General features: G+C 63.4%; 15 protein-coding genes. 2 read left to right on the forward strand and 13 right to left on the reverse strand.

Annotated elements, in window-relative coordinates:
* Nucleotides 1–231 precede the first annotated feature (231 nt).
* From OUZ45_RS20475 to OUZ45_RS20510, 8 genes are all read right to left on the reverse strand, one after another.
* Entirely contained in the window at nucleotides 232–1332 is a 1101-nt protein-coding gene (locus tag OUZ45_RS20475; RefSeq protein WP_266172188.1) for a protein-glutamate methylesterase/protein-glutamine glutaminase, read from the reverse strand.
* 127 nt (nucleotides 1333–1459) lie between these two features.
* Nucleotides 1460–2113, reverse strand: coding sequence for a chemoreceptor glutamine deamidase CheD (cheD, locus tag OUZ45_RS20480; protein WP_266172189.1), 654 nt, complete (start codon nucleotides 2111–2113; stop codon nucleotides 1460–1462).
* Nucleotides 2110–2991 carry a CheR family methyltransferase gene (locus OUZ45_RS20485; RefSeq protein ID WP_266172190.1) on the reverse strand — a complete coding sequence of 294 codons (882 nt, stop codon included), beginning with the start codon at nucleotides 2989–2991 and terminating at the stop codon, nucleotides 2110–2112. The genes cheD and OUZ45_RS20485 overlap by 4 nt, the downstream gene beginning before the upstream one ends.
* A gap of 5 nt (nucleotides 2992–2996) precedes the next feature.
* Nucleotides 2997–4724, reverse strand: a complete 1728-nt coding sequence (locus tag OUZ45_RS20490; protein WP_266172191.1) for a methyl-accepting chemotaxis protein — start codon at nucleotides 4722–4724, stop codon at nucleotides 2997–2999.
* An 11-nt stretch (nucleotides 4725–4735) separates the two neighbouring features.
* The gene (locus tag OUZ45_RS20495; RefSeq protein WP_266172192.1) at nucleotides 4736–5263 is read right to left on the reverse strand and encodes a chemotaxis protein CheW; all 528 of its coding nucleotides are present in this window, start codon (nucleotides 5261–5263) and stop codon (nucleotides 4736–4738) included.
* Nucleotides 5264–5835: 572 nt separating this feature from the next.
* Nucleotides 5836–7812, reverse strand: a complete 1977-nt coding sequence (locus tag OUZ45_RS20500) for a chemotaxis protein CheA (RefSeq protein ID WP_266172193.1) — start codon at nucleotides 7810–7812, stop codon at nucleotides 5836–5838.
* A 10-nt stretch (nucleotides 7813–7822) separates the two neighbouring features.
* Nucleotides 7823–8185, reverse strand: a complete 363-nt coding sequence (locus OUZ45_RS20505; RefSeq protein WP_266172194.1) for a response regulator — start codon at nucleotides 8183–8185, stop codon at nucleotides 7823–7825.
* Nucleotides 8186–8196: 11 nt separating this feature from the next.
* Nucleotides 8197–8520, reverse strand: coding sequence for an STAS domain-containing protein (locus tag OUZ45_RS20510; RefSeq protein WP_266172195.1), 324 nt, complete (start codon nucleotides 8518–8520; stop codon nucleotides 8197–8199).
* 711 nt (nucleotides 8521–9231) lie between these two features.
* On the opposite strand from OUZ45_RS20510, the gene fliK reads away from it, so the two are divergent.
* The gene (gene fliK, locus OUZ45_RS20515) at nucleotides 9232–10371 is read left to right on the forward strand and encodes a flagellar hook-length control protein FliK (RefSeq protein ID WP_266172196.1); all 1140 of its coding nucleotides are present in this window, start codon (nucleotides 9232–9234) and stop codon (nucleotides 10369–10371) included.
* Nucleotides 10368–10634 carry a flagellar biosynthesis protein gene (locus OUZ45_RS20520; RefSeq protein WP_266172197.1) on the forward strand — a complete coding sequence of 89 codons (267 nt, stop codon included), beginning with the start codon at nucleotides 10368–10370 and terminating at the stop codon, nucleotides 10632–10634. The genes fliK and OUZ45_RS20520 overlap by 4 nt, the downstream gene beginning before the upstream one ends.
* Nucleotides 10635–10782: 148 nt before the next feature.
* On the opposite strand, the gene OUZ45_RS20525 is transcribed toward OUZ45_RS20520, so the two are convergent.
* The 5 genes from OUZ45_RS20525 to OUZ45_RS20545 all read right to left on the reverse strand — a co-directional run bounded on the left by OUZ45_RS20525 (nucleotide 10783) and on the right by OUZ45_RS20545 (nucleotide 17618).
* Nucleotides 10783–11229 carry a nuclear transport factor 2 family protein gene (locus tag OUZ45_RS20525; RefSeq protein WP_266172198.1) on the reverse strand — a complete coding sequence of 149 codons (447 nt, stop codon included), beginning with the start codon at nucleotides 11227–11229 and terminating at the stop codon, nucleotides 10783–10785.
* A gap of 131 nt (nucleotides 11230–11360) precedes the next feature.
* Nucleotides 11361–12074, reverse strand: coding sequence for a DUF4386 domain-containing protein (locus OUZ45_RS20530; RefSeq protein WP_266172199.1), 714 nt, complete (start codon nucleotides 12072–12074; stop codon nucleotides 11361–11363).
* A 228-nt stretch (nucleotides 12075–12302) separates the two neighbouring features.
* Nucleotides 12303–13721: a cardiolipin synthase gene (cls, locus tag OUZ45_RS20535; RefSeq protein WP_266172200.1), complete on the reverse strand. Its 1419-nt coding sequence runs from the start codon at nucleotides 13719–13721 to the stop codon at nucleotides 12303–12305.
* Between the two features lie 748 nt (nucleotides 13722–14469).
* Complete coding sequence (locus OUZ45_RS20540) at nucleotides 14470–15384, reverse strand: hypothetical protein (protein WP_266172201.1); 915 nt, start codon at nucleotides 15382–15384, stop codon at nucleotides 14470–14472.
* Nucleotides 15384–17618, reverse strand: coding sequence for a M1 family metallopeptidase (locus OUZ45_RS20545; protein WP_266172202.1), 2235 nt, complete (start codon nucleotides 17616–17618; stop codon nucleotides 15384–15386). The genes OUZ45_RS20540 and OUZ45_RS20545 overlap by 1 nt, the downstream gene beginning before the upstream one ends.
* Between the last annotated feature and the right edge of the window lie 691 nt (nucleotides 17619–18309).

The raw sequence follows: 18309 nt of genomic DNA on the forward strand, positions 1-18309 counted from the left end.
GCCAGGCGGTGGTGCGTGGCGCAGCGCCTGACTGGCCGTCAGGTCAAGCCGCGCGCCACCGCCTGGCGCGCCTAGCGACTCAACCCTGCGGGCCGGGTCTGTTTGCCCGCAGGGCCGCGTCATCACTCGGTTGTGTACGGACGTACACGCCCTCGTTCTTCCTTGCCCTACGTGCAAACAGATCCCGGCGCGGGCCACGGGGAGATCTTAAATAGGCTCTACACGTCCAGGTCAGCGATAGGCGGCGCGTGCGGCGCCGACAGAAGATCTGCGCGCCAGTTCCAGCAGGCGCGCAGCGATGTTTTCCAGCGGCAGCATCTCGTTGGCGGCGCCGAGCTTCCAGGCAGCGCCCGGCATGCCCCATACCACCGAGCTGGCCTCGTCCTGCACCATGGTGGCGGCGCCGGCTTCTTTCAGTTCGGCCAGCCCGCGCGCACCGTCGTCGCCCATACCGGTGAGCAGGGCCGCGATAGCGGTGCGGCCCACGGTGGCGGCCATCGAGCGGAACAGCACGTCCACACTGGGCTTGTGCCGGTTCACCGGCGGGCCGTCGTGCAAGCGGCAGACATAGCGCGCGCCATCCCACATCACCAGCAGGTGTTGGCTGCCCGGGGCGATATAGGCATGGCCGGGCTGGATCGGTTGACCATCGCGCGCTTCGCACACGCGCATGGCCGAACAGTTGTCCATGCGCGACGCAAACGGTCCGCTGAAAGCGGCGGGAATGTGTTGAGTAATCAAAACGGGTGGCGCGTCCGGCGGCATCGCCTCCAGCACTACGCGGATCGCTTCGGTGCCGCCGGTCGATGCACCGATCGCGATGATCGGACTGCCACCGCGCGAATCCGGCGTCTGCGCGCGCGGCAGCACGGCATCGGCGGAAAGGCGTGGCGCCACTTCCAACTTGCGTACCGCGGTGCGCACGCGAGGACGCGCCAGTGCGGCCAGTTTCACCTTGGCGCAGATGTCCTGCGCGCCCTCGCCGAAGGTGCTCGCCAGATCACTGCTCGGCTTGGTGAAGAAATCCACCGCGCCCAACTCCAACGCGCGCAGCGTGACCTCGGCGCCCACCTGTGTGAGCGACGACACCATCACCACCGGCATCGGCCGCAAACGCATCAGGTTTTCGAGAAAGGTCAGGCCATCCATGCGCGGCATCTCGACGTCGAGCGTGAGCACGTCCGGCTCGAGTTGCTTGATCTTTTCGCGCGCGATCAGCGGATCCGCCGCCGTTCCCACCACCTCGATCATGGGATCGCAGGACAGCATGGCCGTCAGTAGTTTCCGCACCAGCGCGGAATCGTCGATCACCAGGACACGGACTCGGGACATTCGGGGTCTCTTCTATTACGCGGGCGAGGGAGAGGAGCGAGGAGTGAGAAGAGGGAGAGAGAAGAGCTGCCAGGAACCTATCTCGCTCAGGCCCGCACTCTCACTTCTCACTCCTCTCCACTTACTTCTAAAACAGCTCCACCTCTCCCTTTATCGGATCGTTTGCCAAACGCTTGAGGTATTTCCGCTCGCCATCGACCAGCACGCTGGCGTGGTGGCCGCGCAACTGGCGCACGCGGACCTTGCCGCTGCGCGGAAAGTACTGCACCTGGCGCGGATAGACGTCACCGAGGTCGGCGGCGGCCAGTTCCAGTTTTTCGGCGGCCAGGTAGCGCCGTACGAAGGCAATGTTGCGCTCGCCGATATCGGTCATCTGCGTCAGCACGCGGCCACCGCCAAACACCTTCACCTCGAAATCTTCTCGCCGGCCGCCAGCCTTGAGGATGGCGTTGATCAGCTGCTCCATGGCGTCGTTGCCATAGCGCGCCGCGCGACCCACGGTGGACGACCAGCTGTCGCGCTCGCCCATCGGCTCCGGCAACATGAAATGATTCATACCGCCGATGTTGCGGCGGCGGTCGCGAATACAGGCCGACACGCAGGAGCCGAGCACGGTGCCGATAAGCTCGTCCTGCAGGCTTACGTAGAACTCGCCAGGCAACACCTTGGCGGTCATGCTGCCCTGGGTCGGGTCCCAGAAGCGGCGCACATGCTCGAAACCAGGCAAGACGCGCGCGGCGTCTTCATCGCCCACCGGCGAGCAACGTTTCGGCTCGTTCATACCGGGCGCTTCCGGTAGACCGTACGGCCCACCAGATCGAAGTCGTCGCTGAGTCCGTGCATCGATTCGGAGTGACCGAGAAACAGATAGCCCTCCGGCACCAGCTTGCCGGCATAGCGCCGAAACAAGCGCTCCTTGGTCGGTTTATCGAAATAGATCACCACATTGCGGCAGAAGATGGCGTCGAATACCCCCTGCATCGGCCACTCGTGCAACAGGTTGAGCGGCTGGATGGCCACCAGTTCGCGCAAGCGCGGATGTACGCAAGCAAGACCGTCGTAACTGCCCTCGCCGCGCAGGAACCAGCGCTTGCGACGCTCCGGGCTCACCCCGGACAACTTGTCGATCGAATAGACGCCTTCGCGCGCGCCGGCCAGCGCCTGCGGCGACAGATCGGTCGCGAGGATCTTCGCGTCCACATCCGCACCGTGGCGCTCCATGGCTTCGGCCAGCACCATCGCCAGCGCGTAGGGCTCTTCACCGGTGGAGCAGCCCGCCGACCAGATGCGCAGCCGGTCGCTCTGCCGCCGCTTCTGATTCAACCACTGCGGCAGCAGCATCTGTTCCAGCAGATCGTAATGATGCGATTCGCGAAAGAACGAGGTGACATTGGTGCTGATCGCACTGGCCAGATCGCCCATTTCGCCCTGCGGGTCCCGCCGCAGCAGCTCGCAGTAACTGCCGAACTCCTTCATGCCGAGCGCACGCAGCCGGCGCAGCAAACGCCCCTGCACCAGCTGACGCTTCTGATCGCTCAGCGCGATGCCGCAATGCTCCAGCACGAATTCGCGCAAGAAGCGGAAATCCGCATCCCCCAGCACCGGCCCACCGGTGCCCGCCACGGCCATGTTTGCGTCGTTGATTGCTGTGGCGGACATGCGGCTTAAAACTCCTTCCACACGCCAGCGTCGGCGGTCTCGGCGGCACGTGCGGGCCGGGCTACCGGCGGCGCACTGCGCACCGCGGCGAACACCGCCTCTACTTCGGCCGAAGCCGTGGCGGATGCCTTGCGTGCCGGCGCAGCGGCAGCCGCAGCCGCGGCGTCATCGCCAAGGCGGAAGAAGCCGACCTGACGCGACAGCTCATCGGCCTGCTCCTGCATCGCACGGGCAGCGGCAGCGGCCTCTTCGACCAGCGCGGCGTTCTGCTGGGTCATCTCGTCCATCTGGGTGACCGCGTTGTTGACCTGATCGATACCGGCCGACTGCTCCTGACTGGCGGCAGCGATCTCGGCCACGATGTCGGTCACCTTCTTCACGCTCTCCACAATCTCGGCCAGCGCCTTGCCCGACTGGTCCACCAGAGAGGAGCCAGTGCGGACCTTGTCGGCGCTGTCGGCGATCAAACCCTTGATCTCCTTCGCCGCACCCGCGCTGCGCTGGGCCAGATTGCGCACCTCGGTCGCCACCACCGCGAAGCCGCGACCCTGCTCGCCGGCACGCGCCGCCTCAACGGCCGCGTTGAGCGCCAGCAGGTTGGTCTGGAAAGCGATCTCGTCGATCAAGCTGACGATGTCGGCAATCTTGCGGCTGGAATCGTTGATCTCACGCATGGCGCCCACGGCCTGCGTCACCACTTCACCGCCGCGCTCGGCCTGCTCGCGGGCACCGCGGGCCAGCTGGTTGGCGTGGCTGGCGTTCTCGGCGTTCTGCTTCACGGTGGAGGTCATCTCCTCCATCGACGACGCGGTTTCTTCCAGGCTGGACGCCTGCTCCTGCGTACGCTGACTCAAGTCGTCGTTGCCGCGGGCGATTTGCTGCGCCGCTGTGCTGACCGCGCTCGAGCCGTGGCGCACTTCACCGACGATGGCCGACAGACGCTCGTCCATCGTGCGGAAGGCATGCAGCAACTGGCCCAGCTCGTCGTCGCGATGCACCTGAATGTCATGACCGAGCTTGCCTTCGGAAATCGCGTTGGCCACCTGCACCGCATGGGTGAGCGTGCCGATGATCGAGCGGATCAACATCACCGCCGCCACCAGCGCAATCAGCAGGCCTGCCACCAGCGAGATCAGGCTGATCGCGCGAATCCACTGATAGCGGCTCAGCTGATCGTCGAAGATCTGCTTGGCGTCCTGGCGCTGTGCCTCAATCAGCTTGCCCAGCACAGCCTGGCGCTCCATCAGCAACGGGCGCACCTGCATTTCCAGCACGTCCGACGCACCAGGATCTTTCTGCTTCAGCGCATCGACCATATCCTTCTTGGCCTGCGTGTAATCGGCATCCGTCGAACGCCAGTTCTTGTGCTGAGCCGCCACACCGGCCGTCATCGGCAACGCGGCGAACTGCTTCTTGAACTCGGCCATCTCGGATTGGTACTTGTCGAATTCACTGAGCTTCTGCTTCAGCTGATCGGGCTTGTCCATCACGGTGACGGCTTCACCCAGCACGATGAAAGACATCAGCGAGCGCGTATTGATGTGACTGATCAGCTCAGTCGGCACCATCTCTTCCTCGTACATCTTGCGCATGCCTTCGTTCTGCAGCTGCATGGCGCCGAGTCCGATGGCCGCGCCACCGATCAGCATCAGGCCAAGCAGACCAAGCACACCGCGCAGGCGGTTGCGCACGTTGAGAGCGGGTAGCTTCAATTTGATTGCGGGCATTTTCATTGCGATTCCTGTCAGGCCACGGCTTTCACATCACTCGCCGCGGGCAGAGCGGCTTCCAGCATCTGCGCATCTTGCGGCTGCAACAGCTTGTCCACATCCAGCAGCAGCACCATCCGCTCAGCGACGGAGGTGAGCCCCTTGAGATATTCGGTATCCACCGTCGTGCCCATGTCAGGCACTGGCCGCACGGCGTTGCCGGCCACGTCCATCACATCCGACACCGCGTCCACCACCACGCCAAACAGGCGCCCGGCCACCGTGACAATCACCGTGACCGTCGTGGCCGTGTACTCCTCCCGCGGCAAGCCGAAACGCAGCCGCAAATCCAGCACCGGCACAATCGCACCGCGCAGATTCAACACGCCCAGCACGTAAGAAGGTGCCTGAGGAATCCGTGTCACCGGCGTCCACCCGCGAATCTCCCGCACGGCAAGAATGTCCATGCCGTACTCTTCGCGGCCGAGACCGACGATCAAATATTGAGTCGTAGCCGCACCATCGGCGGCGGGTGCCTGCGCACCATGCAATGACTGGCTCATGTGTTCTTCATCTGCGGGAAGGAAACCCGCCCCCTGATATCTATCGGCAGTGGCGATGCAGGCTTGAGTGGTTGTGTTGCGCTTTGAGAATGCGGCATGCGCATTTCCCCTCCCCCTGCTTGCGACGCGAAGCTAGGAAGGGGCAAAAGCAAAAGCGATGCGCAAGCGAGCCCGTGACGGGTCCCCTGTGTAGCGGTGAGGGCTGGACGATCAGGCCCCGAAGGGGGCGCAGGCATGGATGCCTGCGCCTTTTCGACACGACAGGGACGTCGTGTCGAAAAGCCCGGCCAGCCCTCACGGACCCGCAGGCGAAGCCGGATGGCGCGTAACCGGGGTGGCCTCTCTTTTGGTTACTTTTCTCTGGCCAAACAGAGAAAAGTGACTCGGACCGCGGCAGCGGTTCGAAAGCCCGCGGCAGGCGAGCCGGGCACGCAGACGCGACAACCGAGCGATAACGTCACTGGATTCCGGCTTTCGCCGGAATGACGAAGTAGAGATGCCATCGCGAGCACCCGCCCCTCACCTCAATCCTCTCCCCGGAGGGGAGAGGAGGCAAAGGCAAAGAGCCATACTCAGGCGGCCTTGCGCCGCCCCTGCTGCCGAATCAGCCCCGCAACGTCAACAATCAACGCCACCGACCCATCCGCCAAAATCGTCGCCCCCGAAATCCCCACCACCCGGCGATAGTTCGCCTCCAACGACTTCACTACCGCCTGCTGCTGCCCGATCAACTCATCCACGAACAGCCCCACGCGAGCACCCTCGCCCTCCACCACGATCACCAAGCCTTGCTCGATCTCGCTGCGCGCACCACTGGCGCAACCGAAGGCGTCATGCAACCGGATGATCGGCAACCAGCCATCGCGGAAGCGAAACAACTCACCACCACCCGTCACCGTGCGCAGCGCCTCGCCACGCAACTGCACCGACTCCACGATCGACGCCAGCGGCACGATGTAATGCTCGTCGCCCACCACCGCGGTAAGCCCGTCGATGATCGCCAGCGTCAGCGGCAAGGTAATGGTGAACACCGAACCTTTGCCGACCACGCTGCGGATAGCCACATTGCCGCCCAGATCCACGACGTTGCGACGGACCACGTCCATGCCCACCCCACGACCGGAAAGATCGGTGGTGGTGGCCGCGGTGGAAAACCCCGGCTGAAAGATCAGCTCCGCCACAGCCTCGTCACTCATGCCCTCGGCGCTGCCGATCAAACCGCGCTGTAGCGCCTTGGCCACGATGGCATCGCGATTGAGCCCCGCACCGTCGTCGCTGATCTCCACCACGATGGAGCCGCCGCGATGCGAAGCCTCCAACCGCAAGGTGCCAATGTCGCCCTTGCCTGCCGCGCGACGGCGGTCCGGCGTTTCCAGGCCGTGGTCGATCGCGTTGCGCACCAGATGCACCAGCGGATCGCCAATTTTCTCCAGCACCGTTTTGTCGAGCTCGGTGTGCTCGCCCACCAGATCCAGCTTTACCTGCTTACCAAGCTTCTGGCCGAGGTCGCGCACCATGCGCGGAAAACGGTTGAACACGGAGGCGATCGGCAGCATGCGAATGCCCATCACGCTTTCCTGCAGCGAGCGGGTATGCCGCGCCAGCTGGGCCAGCCCGTGTTGCAGCATCTCGATGCGCTGCGCATCGAAACCTTCGCGGAAGGTGTCGAGCATGGATTGGGTAATCACTAGCTCGCCGACCAGATCGATCAGGCTGTCGATTTTGTCGATGCCCACGCGTACCGAACTGGCTTCGGCCGCCGCTTCGCGACTGGCGCGTGGCGCTGATGCAGCGGCGGCAACAGTTGGTGCGGTAGCGACTGGTGCCGGCTCCGGCGCAGCCTCGACCAGCTCTTCAATGACGAGATCGCATTCGCCTTCCACCCAATCGAACACGGAGGCAATGGCCGCGCGCGCCACCTTGCCACGCAACTCGATGGTCCAGCCCAGATGGCAGTCCGAGGGTTCCAGCGATGCCAGCGCCGGCAACTTCTCCAGCGCAGGCTCAACTTTCAGCGCGCCCAACTCCGCCAGCTCGCGGAACATGCGCAACGGCTCGTTGCCGCCCGCCAACATGCCTTGGTGCGGATGGAAGCGGATCAGCCATGCTGAGGTGCCGGCGGCCTCGGCGCGCTTCGCCGCACCTGGCTTAGGCGCCGCATCCCGGCCCACCGCCGCGGCCAGCTCCTGACGCAGTTGCTCGCTATGCGCATCGGCCAGCGGCTCGCCAGCCTGGGCGCGAGCGAACATGCCGCGCAAGCAATCCACCGAACGCAGCAACAATTCAACGATGCCTGCGTCGACGGCGCGGCGGCCATCGCGCAGTTCATCGAGCAACGACTCCGCCTCGTGGGTAAATGCCGCCATGTCCGGAAAACCGAACGTGGCCGCGCCGCCCTTGATGGAATGTGCCGCACGAAAAATACGGTGGACCAGTTCCGCGTCGCCGCCGCCGTCCAGCGCCAACAGCGCCGACTCCATGGCGTCGAGTCCTTCGTGACTCTCTTCGAAGAAGGTCTGATGAAACTGCGCCAGGCTCACCGTGCTCATAATGCGATGCTCAGCCCAGCACGCGCTTGACGGTGGCCAGCAGCTGCTCCGGGTCGAACGGCTTCACCAGCCAGCCGGTGGCGCCAGCCGCCTTGCCTTCCATCTTGCGATCCGTATGCGACTCGGTGGTGAGCATCAGAATCGGCACACCCTTGTACTCAGGCATCGTGCGCAGCTCGCGCACCATGCTGATGCCGTCCATCACCGGCATGTTCACATCCGCCAGCACCAGGTCGAAGCGCGAACCCTTGGCCGCGTCCACCGCCAGCTGGCCGTTCTCGGCTTCGCTTACGTCGTGGCCGGCGCCGCGCAAGGTAAAAGCCACCATGCCGCGCATCGATGCCGAATCGTCCACTGCAAGAATCTTTGCCATCGTCTACCTCATCAGGCCGGCGTTGCTGCCGGCAGTTCCAGTGTCTGTGTCAGGCCCAGCAGCGCTGCTGCATCACGTAGCACGGTGCTTGCGCCAAGCCAGGTAACGGTGTGCCCTTTCGCGCCAGCCTCCCGGCAAAACACCGCCAGCAGCTGCAGCGCAGCGGTGTCGATGCGCTCCACGGCGCTGGCGTCGAGTTCGGCGGCGGGAGTGATGAGCGCGGCTTGCAGCTCGGACTTCACGCCCGGCAGATCTGCGATGCGGCAATCCGCGGGCAGCACGACGCGCGTCGTTGCTCCACTCGCTGTCGCTGACTTTGCCTTGCTGCTGCCCATGCCCGATTTCCGCCTGCGTGTGTTGGCCTTCATGGCGGTTATCGGCGGGAGGTCGGCGGGCTTTAGAGCTCATCTACGGATTTCACCAACGCAGCCCCCTCTCCCCTCCGGGGAGAGGGTTGGGGTGAGGGGTGGGTGCTCGCGACACCACATCTACTTCGTCATTCCGGCGTAGGTCGGAATCCAGTGGCGTTGTCGTTTCGATGTTCGCGTTATCGCGACCTGGCTCGTTGCGACCGAAGGGAGTCCCCGTGGGACCGCGGGCTTCCGTCCGCCTGCCGGCGGCAGGGTCACTTCTCTTTGTTTGGTCACGCTTGAGCAGGAGCGATGGCGAACAGCGCAGCTGGCCCGAAGGGCGGAGGGCATGGATGCCCGGAGTCAAGAGAAGTAACCAAGAGAAAGACCACCCCGGTTCCGCGCCCTTCGGGTCCGTGAGGTCTGGCCGGGCCCGCTCTTAGATGACATGGGGACACGACGCCCCTGTCGTGTCGAAAGGGCATCGGCGTCCATGCCGATGCCCCCTTCGGGACCTGATCGTCCAGCCCTCACCGCTGCACGGGGGACTCGACACCCAAGAGCAAAGGCAAAAGCCAGAGCAGCGGGCGTTGCCCGCCTATTCGAAAGCCCTCAAGTTCTCTCGCATGCTGCCGATGTCTGGTCTGCGCATGGCGAGTAAGCGTCAACCGATTGACGCTATGCCAAGGAGCCCGATTGATCATCCAGCCAACTAGTCTCGCCGCACTCACCTGGGCCGGCGCTGCTTCCGGCGCCAGCGCGGATAGCTGGCGCGTGGGCAATGTGCTGGCTGCCCGGACGCTCGGCCTCAATGAGCAAGGCCATCTGGTGTTGCAGATTGGGCCGATCACGGTGGAAGCCGAATCGTTGGGCACGCAGCTGCCGTCGCAGTTTCAGGTGCGTGTGCTCAGCCTTGGGCCGGAGCCGCGACTGGAAGTGCTCGGCATGACACCGCCCAACCAGACCGCGAGCCGCGCCCTGCTCGAGCGCCTGCCGCAGCAGAACGGCTACGCACCGCTGCTCGCCACGCTCGGCGCGCTCGCGCAGCGTCCCCTGTTACGGCAGTTGCCGCCGCAACTGCGCGCGGCGCTGGCCTTGCTTGAGCACAGTATTCGCACGCCCGTCGAGATCGCTCACGGTCCCGGCCTGCGCGAGGCAATGAAACGCAGCGGGCTATTCCTGGAATCGCAACTGGCCCAACCCCAGACCGACCTCGGCATGCTCGGCGAAGATGACTGGAAAGCCGCCCTGCTTCGCCTGGCCGCCACGCTCGACCAGAGCACGCCGGCTGCACCCACCGCTGGCGAGGCGGAAACCGCGCCACCGCTGCTTCAGCGCGGCCTGTTCGCACAGCCGCGCGCGCCCATGCCCGAACCGCTGCAACCCGGCGACGTGGAAAGCCTGCTGGTACGCCTGCACGGTGAAGTGCATGCGGCGCTCGCACGGCTGGAAGTCGCGCAGTTGGAAGCGCACAACGCCAACGCCTGGATGATCGAGATTCCCCTGCAAGGTGAAAGCGGACAGGACATCCTGCAGCTGCAGCTCAAGCCCTCTGACGACGATCCGGACCAACCCTCGGCGTGGAACTTCGGCTTCGCCATCGACCTGCCGCGGCTGGGCCCGGTGCAAGGCGAGCTGCAGCTGCGCGGCCTGCGCCTGTCGGTGCGGCTGTGGGCTCAGCGCGCCGACAGCACCGATCGCCTGGAGCGTCGCTTCAATCAGCTCAGCCAACAGCTCACCGCCAACGGCCTGATCCTCGACCAACTGGTTTGCCAGACCGGTCTGCCGCAACCAACCAATCACCGTAGCGCCGTACTGCTGAAGGCCACCGCATGAACCCCGCGCTGCCATCACCCAACCGCAAGGTCAGCCTGCGCCTATCAGCCCCGGGCCAGGACCTGATGCCTCCCGCGCTGGAAGCCGAGGCGCTGGATGAACTACTGGCGCGTGCCCGTGCGCTGGGTTTTCCACTGCACCACGACGCGCAGGTCGCCGCCGTGCTGGTGGCGTTACGGTTGCGTGCGGATATTCCGAATGAGTTGTATGCCGCGGCGGCAGCGGTGCTTCATTGCGTATATCAGGCAGCCGAGGAAGGTTGAGACCTGCCGCGAGCCACCTGTAGGAGCCCACCCTGTGGGCGACCGCCGTACTTCCACGCTTCGTAGGTATAACGCGCACAGGGTGCGCTCCTACAAGCGTATGGCTGTGCAGGGAGTGAACCTGCCTCTGCTCTAGTGAAAAACCCCATCACTCCGCCGGCGGAAACCAGGCCTTGACGATCCTGCCTCCGCGAACCTCATAGACCGCGACCTGATCCGGCTTGTGCTTGTCCGGCGGCAAACCCACAACGTGCTCCTGATCAATAACCATGGGTCCATTGACGATCCGATGGACGATTTCCACACCGAAGGCTTGTGGCACTCGCTTGAGAAAGGCATAAGTCTTGACCAGCGCCGCCTGCCCTTTGATCGGGGGAATCTTGCCGGCCAAGTCCGTGATCTCGACATCGTCCGAATAGCAAGTAGCGAAGCCCTCTACGTCGTGCGCGTTATAGGCTGCAATCTGCGCATCAACCACAACGGTCGGCGACGAAGATGTTTCGAGTCCATGACATCCGGGCGCCGCGTACAGCAGCGAAGGTATGAGCGCCAACACCGCGGGAACACAGCTTATCTTCCAAATGGACTTGAGCATTCAAATTTCCCTCCGCCTGCTTGCCGCACTGGATCCGGCACGGACAGTCATATGACTTAGTTCTTTTGCGGCCATCGAGTGCCTGAAGTCACGAGCCTTGCCCACTGGTGATATCGGGCAGGAGGGAGGAGTTAAGCACCCGCTAGTTCAGCCTGCTCCTTCCATCGCTGACCATTCACACCCATCACGAGTAGCCACAGGGTCAGCGACCCTTCCCCGATGAAGCCGGGAAGTGCAATGTAGGGCCACAAGTGGCTTGCAAGTAGCGGCTGTAGAAAGGTCAGCCAACCCAGGCCGGCAAACGCCATCAATACACCAAGAATTCGAGGCAGGAAGGTCGATCTGAAAATCAGATAGCCAATCAGCAGGCAATAAAGTCCGAAAAATACCAGGCCAACTTTGTAAGCCTGACCACCCAATTCGGAAAACATGAGTGCCAGCGCTTGTAACTGTTCCACCTTAAATACGCTCAAGTACTGCGCGCCTCCCAAGACAATCAAGGGGGCGAGATCAAAAAAACTGCTAAAAGCCTGGATAGTGCATCCCACAAGACTGAAGCATGCTGCGAGCAAAGAAAGACTTTGGCTCACAGGCTTGAACAAGCCATAGAAGAGAGCCGTCACCGTGACATAGCACGCGATCACTGCGATGTCGGCAGCGAAGCCCAACAGTACCCAGGACCTATTCGCCAGGATGTGGCTCGCTGTAGCCGCGGCATTGCCATCCACAACAAGCTTGTCACCCACATAGATGGCGAAACCTCCCGTCAGAAAGGTAAGCAAGTAGAAAACACCGGCGATCCTGGCCTTAAAAAGCGGCGATGCTTCTGCAATGTGGCCCATCATTCCATAGCCTCCAGGAAAGGATGCGACATGAACGCGGCAATGATGAATATTTTAGTACCCAGGCGGCACTCAGGCTGGACAACTCTGTTCGCCATGGCGAATCGCTCGCCGAGACTACTCCGAAATGGATTTAGGGAGCGGAGCGATGAAGCGTCCGCCTCTGATCGTGTAAGGCGATAACGCTATCGCCTCACTGCCAGAGCTTCGATGCGACACCTGGCATCCTTTTCACATAAACGAATCCGCCAACCGCGCAATACCTTCCCGGCCACGGCGCCAACCGGGACGGGTACGCCAGGTCTCCAATGAAAGCACCGTGGCGTCGGCAAGATAGTCCGCCTCCACCTCGCGCAAGCGCGCCACCACATCGCGGTCGTAGCAAAGCATGCCGATCTCGGCATTGAGCGCGAAGGAGCGGATGTCGAGGTTGATCGAGCCGATGAGTGCCATGTCGTCATCCACGCTCAAATGCTTGGCATGCAGGAAATGCGGCCGGTACAGCGCGATCTTGACGCCACAGCGCAGCAGGTCGTCGTAGTACGACTCCTGCGCCCACGACGTCAGACGCTGGTTGTTGCTCTCCGACAGGATCAATTGCACATCCACACCCGACAGTGCCGCGATGCGCAGCGAACTGAGCGTAGCGTCGTCGGGTATGAAGTAAGGCGTGGTCAACACTAGCTTGCGCTGGGCGATGTGGATCAGCGCATTGACCGCATCGCGCGCGTTCTCGAAGGGATAGGCCGGGCCACTGGGCAGCAGTTGCGTGGCGACGTCGGCATCGCTGACCGGATAGGTGGCGACCACGTCGAGGCCTTCGCCGGTTTCGATGTACCAGTCGCTGGCGAACACCGCCTGGAGATGCGCAATGACTGGCCCCTCGACGCGGGCTACCAGTTCGCGATTGGGAAAGCCGCGAACAAAGTCCGGCGAAGCCAGATTCTGCGAGCCGACATAGGCAACGATGTTGTCGAACACGGCGATCTTGCGGTGATTGCGCAGATCCATCCTTCCACTGCGCCGCCAACGTAGCCCGCCGGGCAACATGTCGTGAACGATCACACCCGCATCCCGCAGCGGCTTCGCATAGCGGCGCAAGCCGCGCTTGGCACCCACCGCATCCAGCAATACACGGCACTGCACACCACGCGCTGCGGCACGCGTCAGCGCAGCGACCACGGCATCGCCCACTTCATCGTCGAACATCAGGTAATACAGCAAGTGCACACGTTCGCGTGCGGCATCGATATCGGCGATCAGCACGCGCAGAGAGGCGTCGTAATCATCGAGAAGCTGCACGCTGTTGCCATGCGTAGGCATGAAATCGCCCTGCCGCTCGATCAACGGCGCCACCTCAGCCATGGCCGTACCGGCCGGCGGCGTCCAGCGCAGCCCCAGCATGGCAATCTGCTCAGCGCGGATCACTTCCGAGGCATTGGCCTGCCGGCGCACCCGTTCCCGCGACAGCCAGGGATGACCGAACAACAAGTACAACGGCAGCCCCAACAGCGGCACAAAGCCGACCAGCAGCAGCCAACTGCGCGCCGCCGCCGACGTAGTACGCGAGGGAATCCATAGCAAAGCCGCCAGCCGGATCAGCCAGTCGATACCGAGTAGCCAAGTGCCTTGCATCCAATCAAACGACATCGCCGACACCTTGATGGGTAGATGGATCGATTCTGCCGGCAGGCGAAGGCGACGGAAAGGACGTTGGTGCGGTGTATCGACGAGAAGAGTCAGGCCCAAGCGCCGCTGACTCTCGGCAAGCGGGCCACGCGGAGACGTTGAACACGCTCCACAAGTGCACACTCTTTAGGAGCACGCGCTCTACTTTAGGCGTTCGCCGTCGTGATGCCGTGAATCAGATGTGCGGCATTGAGTGCAGCAGTCTGGTTTCAGAAGGAGGCTTGGAGGGGGCAAAAGCAAAGCGATGCGCAAGCGAGCCCGTGACGGGTCCCCTGTGCAGCGGTGAGGGCTGGACGATCAGGCCCGCAGGGGCATGGGCAAGGATGCCCATGCCTCCCGACAGGACACAAAACGTCGTGTCGAAAAGCCCGGCCAGCCCTCACGGACCCGCAGGCGAAGCCGGAGGGCGCGGAACCGGGGTGGCCTCTCTTTTGGTTACTTGTTCTCTGGCCAAACAGAGAAAAGTGACCCGGCCTCCGGCAGGAGGACGGAAGCCCGCCGTCCCACGGGGACTCCCTTCGGTCGCAACGAGCCAGGTCGCGATAACGCGAACATCAAACGACAACGCCACTGGACCCCGGCCTACGCCGGGGTGACGAAGTAGATGCGCTATCGCGAGCACCCACCCCTCACCTCAATCCTCTCCCCCGTGCACAAATCGTAACCGGGGGAGAGGGGGCCAACGCAAAAAGCCACGCTAAACACCCTGCTAGGGCTCCAACGACAACCCAGCCCGACGCGCCCCAGTCAGCGACGCCGACACCTCCGCCAGCGCAAACAACCGCGCGGTACGCGTCCACCCCACCACCGCCACGATCAACTGCGCCAGCAACAGCGCCAGCACAAACCCGCCGGCACTCACCGCCACCGTCTGGATACGCGCCATGCCCAGGCTCAACACCAGCAGATATCCGATCAGGCTGACCAGCACATAGGTGAACAGCGTGCTGAGCGGCCGTCGCAACAGCTGCATGAAGCCGCGCCCCAATGCGCGTGTAGCCGAGCGCAAACCCACGTCGGCGATAAACGCCGCGCGCGCCGATTCGATCACCGCGTGCATCAGCACGAACGCCAGCACCGCCAGGCACTGCACCGCATGCTCGGCCGCGACCACTTGCGACTCGAGCACCGCCTTCTCGGCATGTTCGTCTGCCATATTGGAGCCCAGCATCGTCAGCCCGACCGCTATGCCCAGCGGCAACAACGACCACAGCATCAGGCGGAACATGCGTCCATATTCGATGATGCCGCTCTGTAGCAGCTGGCCAAACCCCAGGGCGCGACCGGCGCGACCGGCACCCACCACCATGCCGGTGAGGAAAGGTGCCAGCAGCAGGGTCAACAGCAAGCCCGACAGCATCGCGTTATGCAACATGGGTATTTGATCGCGCAGCCCCATCAGGACGTCGTCGAACACCATCATGTGGAATTGCCGCCCCCATTCTTCCGCGTGCACCGAGTGATCGAGCAGATTCCCAAGTGCTCCCCACAGCGGCAGCATGGCCACCGCGGTGGGCAGTGCCAGGAGCAACAGCCACAGCAGCAACAGGCGCCACTGCAGTGCACTGAACAACGCGCCGGAGATGGCGCCGAAATTTACGCGACGAGCATTCTTGTAGGTCATCACAGCGTCACCATGAAAGAGTAGAAAGCCTGCACCAGGGCGGAGACGTCGGTACTCCAGCTCCGCGAAGCCGCACCGTTCTCCTTCACCGTCCGGCTGTCGTCGAGCTTGTTCGAATCCAGATAGATCTTCTGCTCCGGATCAAGCTCGGCCGAAACGATCCTTGCCGGCTTGGTGAAGGTGAAGCGTGCCCAGCGGCGGTCGTCGTTCCAGCGCACGTCCTCGCTACTGCCGTCGGCAAACTTCACCCGCAACAGCTGCGGTACCTGCGCGCCATCGCGAACCACCGACACGACGCCGCGCCACTGGAACGGCCCGGTGCCTGGTTTGGCGTCGGGGTGGGCCTTGCTCCAGTCCTCACGCTGTTTTTCGATCTGCTTGTCCTGCGCTTCGCCGTCAAGCTCGCTGCGCTTTCCATCCTTCTCGAAGCTGCCGGCCTGCGGCAGCAATTCCTCGTTATCGATCGCAGCGATGCGGTCGTTGATCTTCGCAGCGCCGTAGACGAACTGATCGAAGATCTCATTGACGTTTTTCGCATCGCCGGAGACATCAATCAGCGTCGCTCGCAGGTCGGCCACCGAAGGATGACGGAAGTGCCAGCGCTTGTAGTACTCGCGGAAGGCGCGCTCCGTGACGTCCTTGCCCAGACGCTCCTCCAGGTCGTGCATGGCCGTCGCGGTGCGCGAATACACCGAGAAGTAGCTGCCGCTGGAATAGCGATCCCAGCTGTTCTGGCCGAGCGGGTCGTACGGACGGCGCAGGCCGGCATCCATCCGCTCCATCTCGAACATGCTCATCGAGGGCGTGACACCCAAGCGACGCAACCACGTAGACGGCGTCAGGATGCGCTGGTTGCGCTCGCGCAGCATGCGCCCGTCCCAATATTCGTTGAGGCCTTCATCAAGCATCGGCTCCTCGAATTCATTGGAAGCCAGCAGGCCGTAGAAATAGCCGTGGCCGAATTCATGGATGGTGACGAAGTCGATCCGCTCCTGATCCGCCGTACCCGGGTCGATGTCGGACAAGCCTTCGGCGGTGAAGAAAGTGGGGTACTCCATGCCGCCCGCCTCGCCCGCGTTATACGGCGGCACCACGCCGGTCACCGTGCGATACGGATAAGCACCCAGCGTGCGCGAGAAATAACCGAGCGAATCGATCGTCGCCTTCAGCACCGGCTGCGCGCTGGCGACGTACTCCGGCGGATAGATCACCCGCACCGCCACCTTCGGGCTGCCCGGCCCTTCATAGCTGCCGTCCAGCGTCTTGTAGCCCTTGGCGGCCACCCAGGCGAAGTCGTGCACGTCGTCCTGTACGAAGTGGTACGTGGTCTTGCCGGCGTTCTGCACCGGTGCGCCCTGCTGTTCGCCGACGGCGCCGACGGTGTAGTCGGAGGGCACGGTTATGCGCACGTCGTAACTGCCGAAGTCCGCATAGAACTCGCTGTTGAAATGGTACTCGTGCACGTTCCAGCGCACTTCGGTGGCACCGCGTTCACCCGGCAGTTCGAGCACGCCGATTTTCGGGAACCACTGCGCGACCAGATTGAAGTCCCCCCACCAGCCGGTGCGCAAGACCACGCGCGGCAGCTGGCTGAAGAAGTCGATGTCCAGCGTGACCGTGCCACCAGCCGGCACCGGCTCGGCAAGATCGACGCGCACGACGGTGTGGTCGGCCTCGGGGCCGCCGTCCGGATGCACATAGCGCCACTTCAACGCCGCGCCGCCTTGCTGCACATGCTGCAGATCGATCCAGCCCCACTGCCCTTTCTTCAGATCGGCGTTGCCGCGCGAACCGGCGTGCGCCGTCATCACCTTGCGCTCGGTGAAGAACGTGCTGCCGTCGTTCTGAAAGGCATTGAGGTAGAGGTGCATGTAGATGCTGGATACCGCACGATCGCTGCGGTTGCGCCAGGTCAGCTGCTCCTTGCCAGTGACAGTGTGTTTGCCTGCATCCAGCTCCGCATCGATGCGATAGCCGACGACGCGATCGGACAACGTCGGCTCAGTACCGCTGCGCTCGCCACCCCAAGCATTCGGCGCACTCGGCACCGTCGCTGCAGCGGCGTTGGCCTTGGCCAGCGGTATTTCATCCGACGGAACTTGTGCCGATCCAGGCACTGCAACCGTGCTCGCGGCGGCAGGCGCCGCGATCTGCGCCACCGCCAGAGGCAGCTGCCCCGCATACAATCCCAACGCCAGCCACAGGCCGGCGCCCCTCCCCACACGTATACGCATACTCGTTATCCCCTTGCTGTGATGACCGCAGCCTGTGCGGCTTTGATGGACAGCGAGGGTAGTTGCGTAAAACCTGCAGAACGCGATCGATTCGACCAAGCCGATGTTGGCGCGACAGAACAGGTTAATCAGGGTGCGAAACGGGTGGTGCCAGGGCTCTGAGAGCCCGTCCTCATCGTCTGCATAGCCCGCACCGCTCTTGCCGTTAGCTCTTGCCGTTAGCTCTTGCCGTTAGCTCTTGATCTTCGGGCCCCTGTGCAGCGGTGAGGGCTGGACGATCAGGCCCCGCAGGGGGCGCAGGCATGGATGCCTGCGCCTTTTCGACACGACAGGGACGTCGTGTCGAAAAGCCCGGCCAGACCTCACGGACTCGGAGGCGAAGCCGGAGAGCGCGTAACCGGGGTGCCCTTCTCTTTGGTTACTTTCTCTTGGGCAAGCAAGAGAAAGAGACTCGGACCGCGGCAGCGGTTCGAAAGCCCGCGGCAGGCGAGCCAGGTCGCGATAGCGCGAACATCGAACGGCACCGCCACTGGACCCCGGCCTGCGCCGGGGTGACGAAGTAGAAGCGGTGTCGCGAGCACCCACCCCTTGTAAGTTTGCTTTACCCCCGCCAGACCGTTGCCCCTCGGATCACGAGATCGTAGGTGAGCCTGGGTCGGCGGGGACTTTTCCTCACAACCCGAACAGTTGC

The organism is Dyella subtropica (genome assembly GCF_026283965.1).
In the GTDB taxonomy this organism is placed as follows: Bacteria; Pseudomonadota; Gammaproteobacteria; order Xanthomonadales; family Rhodanobacteraceae; genus Dyella_D; species Dyella_D subtropica.

Coding starts and splice junctions, on each gene's coding strand:
- OUZ45_RS20530 (WP_266172199.1), bottom strand. CDS start 12,074: ATGATGGGCCACATTGCAGAAGCATCGCCGCTTTTTAAGGCCAGGATC.
- OUZ45_RS20495 (WP_266172192.1), bottom strand. CDS start 5,263: ATGAGCCAGTCATTGCATGGTGCGCAGGCACCCGCCGCCGATGGTGCG.
- cheD (WP_266172189.1), bottom strand. CDS start 2,113: ATGAACGAGCCGAAACGTTGCTCGCCGGTGGGCGATGAAGACGCCGCG.
- cls (WP_266172200.1), bottom strand. CDS start 13,721: ATGTCGTTTGATTGGATGCAAGGCACTTGGCTACTCGGTATCGACTGG.
- OUZ45_RS20505 (WP_266172194.1), bottom strand. CDS start 8,185: ATGGCAAAGATTCTTGCAGTGGACGATTCGGCATCGATGCGCGGCATG.
- OUZ45_RS20500 (WP_266172193.1), bottom strand. CDS start 7,812: ATGAGCACGGTGAGCCTGGCGCAGTTTCATCAGACCTTCTTCGAAGAG.
- OUZ45_RS20520 (WP_266172197.1), top strand. CDS start 10,368: ATGAACCCCGCGCTGCCATCACCCAACCGCAAGGTCAGCCTGCGCCTA.
- OUZ45_RS20545 (WP_266172202.1), bottom strand. CDS start 17,618: ATGCGTATACGTGTGGGGAGGGGCGCCGGCCTGTGGCTGGCGTTGGGA.
- OUZ45_RS20475 (WP_266172188.1), bottom strand. CDS start 1,332: ATGTCCCGAGTCCGTGTCCTGGTGATCGACGATTCCGCGCTGGTGCGG.
- OUZ45_RS20540 (WP_266172201.1), bottom strand. CDS start 15,384: ATGACCTACAAGAATGCTCGTCGCGTAAATTTCGGCGCCATCTCCGGC.
- OUZ45_RS20510 (WP_266172195.1), bottom strand. CDS start 8,520: ATGGGCAGCAGCAAGGCAAAGTCAGCGACAGCGAGTGGAGCAACGACG.
- OUZ45_RS20490 (WP_266172191.1), bottom strand. CDS start 4,724: ATGAAAATGCCCGCAATCAAATTGAAGCTACCCGCTCTCAACGTGCGC.
- OUZ45_RS20525 (WP_266172198.1), bottom strand. CDS start 11,229: ATGCTCAAGTCCATTTGGAAGATAAGCTGTGTTCCCGCGGTGTTGGCG.
- OUZ45_RS20485 (WP_266172190.1), bottom strand. CDS start 2,991: ATGTCCGCCACAGCAATCAACGACGCAAACATGGCCGTGGCGGGCACC.